This window comes from Micromonospora sp. D75 (genome assembly GCF_018070405.1).
GTDB lineage: Bacteria > Actinomycetota > Actinomycetes > Mycobacteriales > Micromonosporaceae > Micromonospora > Micromonospora chalcea.
Genome location: NZ_JAGPXV010000447.1, coordinates 1 through 4990, shown reverse-complemented (window position 1 = coordinate 4990; position 4990 = coordinate 1). Strand labels below are relative to the sequence as shown.

8 protein-coding genes and 1 pseudogene are annotated in these 4990 nt (G+C 71.6%); 2 read left to right on the top strand and 7 right to left on the bottom strand.

From position 1 onward, the window contains the following. Together KBX39_RS22815 and mycP are read left to right on the top strand one after the other, a co-directional pair. A partial coding sequence (locus tag KBX39_RS22815; RefSeq protein WP_210872424.1) for a helix-turn-helix domain-containing protein occupies nucleotides 1–270 on the top strand: 270 nt, incomplete at its 5' end. Between the two features lie 56 nt (nucleotides 271–326). Continuing rightward, nucleotides 327–1565 (top strand): type VII secretion-associated serine protease mycosin, encoded by a 1239-nt coding sequence (mycP, locus tag KBX39_RS22810; RefSeq protein WP_233607771.1) that lies wholly within the window; start codon nucleotides 327–329, stop codon nucleotides 1563–1565. Between the two features lie 112 nt (nucleotides 1566–1677). Here mycP and KBX39_RS22805 read toward each other — a convergent pair whose 3' ends face one another. The 7 genes and pseudogenes from KBX39_RS22805 to KBX39_RS22775 form a co-directional block, all read right to left on the bottom strand. Further along, complete coding sequence (locus tag KBX39_RS22805) at nucleotides 1678–1959, bottom strand: WXG100 family type VII secretion target (RefSeq protein ID WP_043327076.1); 282 nt, start codon at nucleotides 1957–1959, stop codon at nucleotides 1678–1680. Nucleotides 1960–1987: 28 nt separating this feature from the next. Next, nucleotides 1988–2296: a WXG100 family type VII secretion target gene (locus KBX39_RS22800; RefSeq protein ID WP_043327078.1), complete on the bottom strand. Its 309-nt coding sequence runs from the start codon at nucleotides 2294–2296 to the stop codon at nucleotides 1988–1990. Nucleotides 2297–2508: 212 nt separating this feature from the next. After that, entirely contained in the window at nucleotides 2509–2778 is a 270-nt protein-coding gene (locus KBX39_RS22795; protein ID WP_043327079.1) for a hypothetical protein, read from the bottom strand. A 12-nt stretch (nucleotides 2779–2790) separates the two neighbouring features. After that, nucleotides 2791–3519: a hypothetical protein gene (locus KBX39_RS22790; protein WP_043327081.1), complete on the bottom strand. Its 729-nt coding sequence runs from the start codon at nucleotides 3517–3519 to the stop codon at nucleotides 2791–2793. Nucleotides 3520–3550: 31 nt separating this feature from the next. Next, nucleotides 3551–3844 (bottom strand): hypothetical protein, encoded by a 294-nt coding sequence (locus KBX39_RS22785; protein WP_043327083.1) that lies wholly within the window; start codon nucleotides 3842–3844, stop codon nucleotides 3551–3553. A 16-nt stretch (nucleotides 3845–3860) separates the two neighbouring features. Next, nucleotides 3861–4271 carry a YbaB/EbfC family nucleoid-associated protein gene (locus KBX39_RS22780; protein WP_210872422.1) on the bottom strand — a complete coding sequence of 137 codons (411 nt, stop codon included), beginning with the start codon at nucleotides 4269–4271 and terminating at the stop codon, nucleotides 3861–3863. Between the two features lie 73 nt (nucleotides 4272–4344). Continuing rightward, nucleotides 4345–4990 (bottom strand): annotated as a pseudogene (locus KBX39_RS22775) (type VII secretion protein EccC); the annotation flags it as partial.

Here is a 4990-nt window from a genome sequence, read left to right as displayed (position 1 = left end):
CATGTGCTGCTGGCGATCGCGCGCTACCCCACGGAGCGGCTGCGGGACGTGGCCGACGAGGTGGGCGTCACCGAGCGGGCGGCCCAGGCCATCGTCGCCGACCTGGAAGCCGGGGGTTACCTGCGGCGCACCCGCGTGGGGCGGCGCAACGAGTACACGATCAACCCGAAGGGACGCTTCCGGCACCCGGCGGAGGCCGACCAGCAGGTCGGCGCCCTGCTGGCCCTCTTCGCCGCCGAGCCGGCCGGGGACGTCACCGCCGACCGGTGACCGGTTCCCGCGACCGCGTGCGCCCGCGCGGGCCGGCGCGACGGTAATCTCACCGCGTGCGCGACAGCTTGCGGCCGGGCGCGACAAAAGGGCGCGCCCGGGCCGGACACCCGATCCGGACCGTCCTCTCGGCAGCGGCGGCAGCCGCTCTGCTCGGCGGCGCGCTGGCGGTGCCCGCGCCCGCCGTGGCCGCCCCGAAGTGCGGGCCGACCGGCGGCCCCGCGCCCACCGAAACGCCGTGGGCGCTGAGCCGCCTCGACCCGGCCTCCGCGTGGCGGGTCGGCAAGGGCGCGGGGATCACCGTCGCCGTGATCGACTCCGGGGTCTCACCGTCGCATCCCCTGCTGCGCGGGCGGGTGCTCCCCGGCGAGGACTTCAACCAGCTCGTCCGGCTTCAGGGCCAGTGTGACCTGGTCGGGCACGGCACCATGGTGGCCGGCATCATCGCCGGGCGGGAGGGCACCGGCTCGCCGTACACCGGCATCGCGCCGGAGGCCCGCATCCTGCCGCTGCGTGTGCTGGCCGAGAACAAGGAGAACTTCGACCCGGACGTGCCGGGCGAGATCGGCAAGGCGATCCGCTGGGCGGTCGACAACGACGCCGACGTGATCAACCTGTCCCTGGTCACGCTCGACGACCCGCAGCTGAAATCGGCGGTGCAGTACGCGCTCGGCAAGGACGTGGTGGTCGTCGCCTCCGCCGGCAACCGGCAGGAGAACCGGGAGGACCGGCCGGCCTATCCGGCCGCGTACCCGGGGGTCATCGCCGTCGCCGGTGTGGACGAGCAGGGCGGCCACGTCGGCAGCTCGGTCAGCGGGGACTATGTGGACATCGCCGGCCCCGGGCTGAACATCCTCGGGCCCGCGCCGCAGGGGTCCGGCTACCGGGCCGAGCCGCAGGGCGGCACGAGCTTCGCCACCGCGTACGTCTCCGGTGTCGCCGCGCTGGTGCGGGCCGCGCACCCCGACATCAGCGCCGACGAGGTCGCCTACCGGCTGACCCGCACCGCCGACAACCCGCCCGACGGGCACAACGCCGACGTCGGCTACGGGATGGTCAACCCCTACCGGGCGGTGACCAGCCTGCTCGGCACCCGCACGGACCCGCCGCTGGGCGCCATGCCGCCGCCGGCGCCGCCCACCGATCCGCTGGCCTGGCAGCGCACCGTCGCGATCTGGGTCGCCGTCGTCGGCGGGCTGCTCGCCGGGGTCCTGCTGACGCTGCGGCCGATCCTGACCCGCGGCCGGCGACGCGGATGGCGCCCCGGCCGGCGGGACGTCCCGCAGGACGCCTGACCGGTCGCCTCGCGCCGCACGGCCGGGCCGGAAATACACGAGACAGGGCCGGAATACACGACGGCTCCGCCCGGCACGAGCCGGAGCGGAGCCGTCGTGGACCGGTCGGGGGTCAGCTGCCCCAGACCTTGGAGTTGCTCATCTCCGTGGTCATGTAGTTCTCGCGCGCGATGCCCACCGCGCCGCCGATCTCGTTCAGGACCTTGTTGATGTCCCGCACGGCGGCGTCCCACTGGGCCTGGTGCTGCTGGTAGGCGGCCCGGTCCTGGCCCTCCCACTCGAGCTTGGTCAGCATCGCCCGCAGCGTGTCCAGCTTCTCGTCGATGATCCGCGAGATGGCCTGCATCTGCTGGTTGCTGCTCTCCAGAACAGCGTAGTCAACCTTGATGCTCATCGATTCCTCCTCTGCCTGTCTTCGCGGATCACGGGTTGAGAGCAGCGTGGAACTTGTCCAGCATCTGCTGCTGCTCTTCGTCGTTGACCTGGTGCGTGGTGCCCGACTTGTCGAGCAGGTCCGCGATGTTGTCCATCGCGGTCAGCAGCTTGTTCGTGTCCTCGGTCCAGCGAGTCATCAGGCTCTGGAAGCCCGTGGACGCCTGGCCCTTCCAGGCCATCGCGAGGTCGTCGACCACGTTCCACAGCTTCTTGAGCTCACCGTCAACCTCGCTGCGCGTGGACCGCACGTCACTCGCGGCGGTGTGCAGAGTCGCTGCACTGACCTCGAACGCCATGCTTCACACCCTTCCGTCTTTTGTGGCGGCGGTTCCGCCGCGCCCTCCCCCGCGGCAAGGCGAACACACCCCACCGACGGACACTTCATCCGAACCGTAGCGGACGATGTCCAACCCGCGCAGCCCTGCCGGCCCATCGACGTACTCCGACAGCCCGGAATCGGCAAGGCGATCCGGCGCTGTCCGTACGAGTTGGACGGTCCGTCCCGAGGTCAGGGCCGCTCACGTGCGGCTTTGACGATCGTCGACACACCGAAGGCCAGCACCGCGACCAGCAGTACCACCACGATCCACAGCAGCGGCTTCTCGAACGCGCGCTCGAACGTCAGCACCAGCAGCGCCGCGCAGGCGCTCAGCGAGACCACCTCGGCGGCCCGCCGCAGCCGCGCCGAGCGGGTCAGCACGGCGAACAGCATCAGGAGCACGAAGACCGGAATGGTCAGCAGGACGTACAGGAACAGTACGAAGATCAGAGTGTCCATGCCCCGCTCCCGTCACCTGTAGAACGCGGAGTCCCGAACCCAGTCGATCTTGATGTCCTTGATGTCCGGGTCGGAGCCGGCGGGCGCCCAGCCGGGCCGGGAGTCCGCGGTGAACGTGAACCGGCTGTCCGTGTGGAACGCGGCCATCAGCGCGTGCAGCAACGCGCTGATCTCGCCGAAGACCAGGACCAGGATCGCGGCGGTGGCGGCCAGGCCGGCGATGCCGATGGCCTGGGCCAGCGCGGTGGTCGCGGGGAAGAACTGGAGCGCGATCGAGGCGATCACCGCGACCAGGATCGGCATGAGCGCCTGCGCCAGGCCGGACACCGCGTCGTTGTACGCGTCCCGGGCCGCGGTGAGCGTGTCCCGGTTGGCGGCGAACGCCTCGGCCAGCGAGTTGATCTCCGCGCCGAGCTTGCGCATGAACTGGTCGAACGCGTCCCGGTCGTCGAAGTCCCACTCCGACGCCTCCGGCGGGACCGCCGCCATCGCCGCGCCGAACTGGTCCGCGCCGAGCAGGCGGGCCGCCTCGTCCCACTTCTTGATGGACTCGTTCACCTGCTGGTTGTCGAAGGACTCCAGGTAGAGGATGGTGCCGATCAGCGCCGCCGAGGCGGCGATCCAGACCAGGTTGCCCCGGGCGATGGCCGCGGCCGACCGCACCGGCGCCGTGGTCTGGGCGACCGACACCGAGCCGGTCACCGTCCCCGAGGCGTTGGCGATGAGGATCTCCGGTGGCATCAGGCGTCCTTCCCCCGGCGGGCCCGGCCGGTCACTTGACCACCCAGGGCTGATCCGACTTCTCCCAGTTCTGCGCGCTCTGTTCGAGCTGCGCGGCGGCCTTGCGCAGATGCTCCGCGCCGGTGCGGACGTTGTCGAGGTGCCCGTCCACGGCCGCGTTGTGCCGCTCCACCGCCCCGGTGCCGAACCAGCTCAGCGCGCCGCCGGGCAGCTTGACCTCGGCCAGCAGCGCCTCGACGTTGCGCAGGTACTGGATCGGCCCGTCCGGGGCGTCGAGCATCCGGCTCGCCTTCCGGATCGCGTCGACGTCGACGGTGTTCGGCATCATCGTCCCCTCTCGCTCAGCGCCGCAGATTGCGGGTCGGGTCGGACAGATCCACCCCGAACTGACGGAACCAGTCCTCCGGGGTCAGCGTGCCGTCCTGCGCCCGGCGGACCGTCTCGGAGTCGCCGAGCATCTCGCCCAGCATCTCCCGCTGCCGCTCCTCGAAGGCGGCGTAGGCCGCGTCGATCGCGGCCTGCATCGCCTCGGCCAGGGAGAAGCTGTCCAACCGCATGGCGCGCGCGTTCAGCTCGATGTCGCCGACCTTCATGTCGCCGTCGACGGTCACCCGCACCAGCCCGTCCGGGCTCTCCCCGGTGACCCGCAGCTCCGCACGCTGCCGCTGGAGCTCGGCCATCCGCCGCTGCTGCTCCTGCGCCTGCCGCAACAGGCCCTCCAGGGCTCCACCGATACCCGACGGGCTGCTCAACTCCGGCTCTCCCCGTAATCGCGACGATCGATCGGGCCGACGCTACCGGAAGTGACGCCCGACGTCCGTCCCGTCAGACCGGTTCCGTCCAGGCGGTCTGGATCAGCTGCTGGCCGTCGCGGCGGCGCACCAGCGTGCCCCGGCCCGGCGGCTGCGGGGTCGGCCGCAGGTTGCCGAAGACCGCGCCCTCCTCCCGGCTGCCGGACATGAGCAGTCCCGGCGAGTCCAGCTCACGCAGACGCTGCAGCACCGGCTCGTACAGCGCCCGGGCCACACCACCGACCCGCCGCGTGACGATCAGGTGCAGGCCGATGTCCCGCGCCTGCGGCAGCAGCTCGTGCAGCGCGCTGAGCGGATTGCTGCCGCCGGAGGCGACCAGGTCGTAGTCGTCCACCAGGATGTAGAGGTCCGGCCCCTTCCACCAGCTCCGGTCGCGCAGCTGCGCGGTGGTCACGTCCGGGCCGGGCAGCCGGTTCTGCAACGCGCTGCGGATCGAGCCGAGACCCTGGCTGAACACCTGGTTCGACGGCGCGTAGTCGAGCAGGTGGTCCCCCTCGACCGCGCCGAGCAGGCCGCGCCGGTAGTCGGCGATGACCAGCCGCGCCTGGGCCGGGGTGTACCGCTCGGCGATCCCCCGGGCGATCAGCCGCAGCAGGTTCGTCTTGCCGCACTCGGCGTCGCCGAACACGGTCAGGTGCGGCTCGCTCGCCAGGTCCAGG

Excerpts from the sequence above, each read along its gene's own strand:
- KBX39_RS22790 (WP_043327081.1), bottom strand. The coding sequence starts at position 3,519 with ATGCCACCGGAGATCCTCATCGCCAACGCCTCGGGGACGGTGACCGGC.
- KBX39_RS22785 (WP_043327083.1), bottom strand. The coding sequence starts at position 3,844 with ATGCCGAACACCGTCGACGTCGACGCGATCCGGAAGGCGAGCCGGATG.
- KBX39_RS22800 (WP_043327078.1), bottom strand. The coding sequence starts at position 2,296 with ATGGCGTTCGAGGTCAGTGCAGCGACTCTGCACACCGCCGCGAGTGAC.
- KBX39_RS22795 (WP_043327079.1), bottom strand. The coding sequence starts at position 2,778 with ATGGACACTCTGATCTTCGTACTGTTCCTGTACGTCCTGCTGACCATT.
- KBX39_RS22805 (WP_043327076.1), bottom strand. The coding sequence starts at position 1,959 with ATGAGCATCAAGGTTGACTACGCTGTTCTGGAGAGCAGCAACCAGCAG.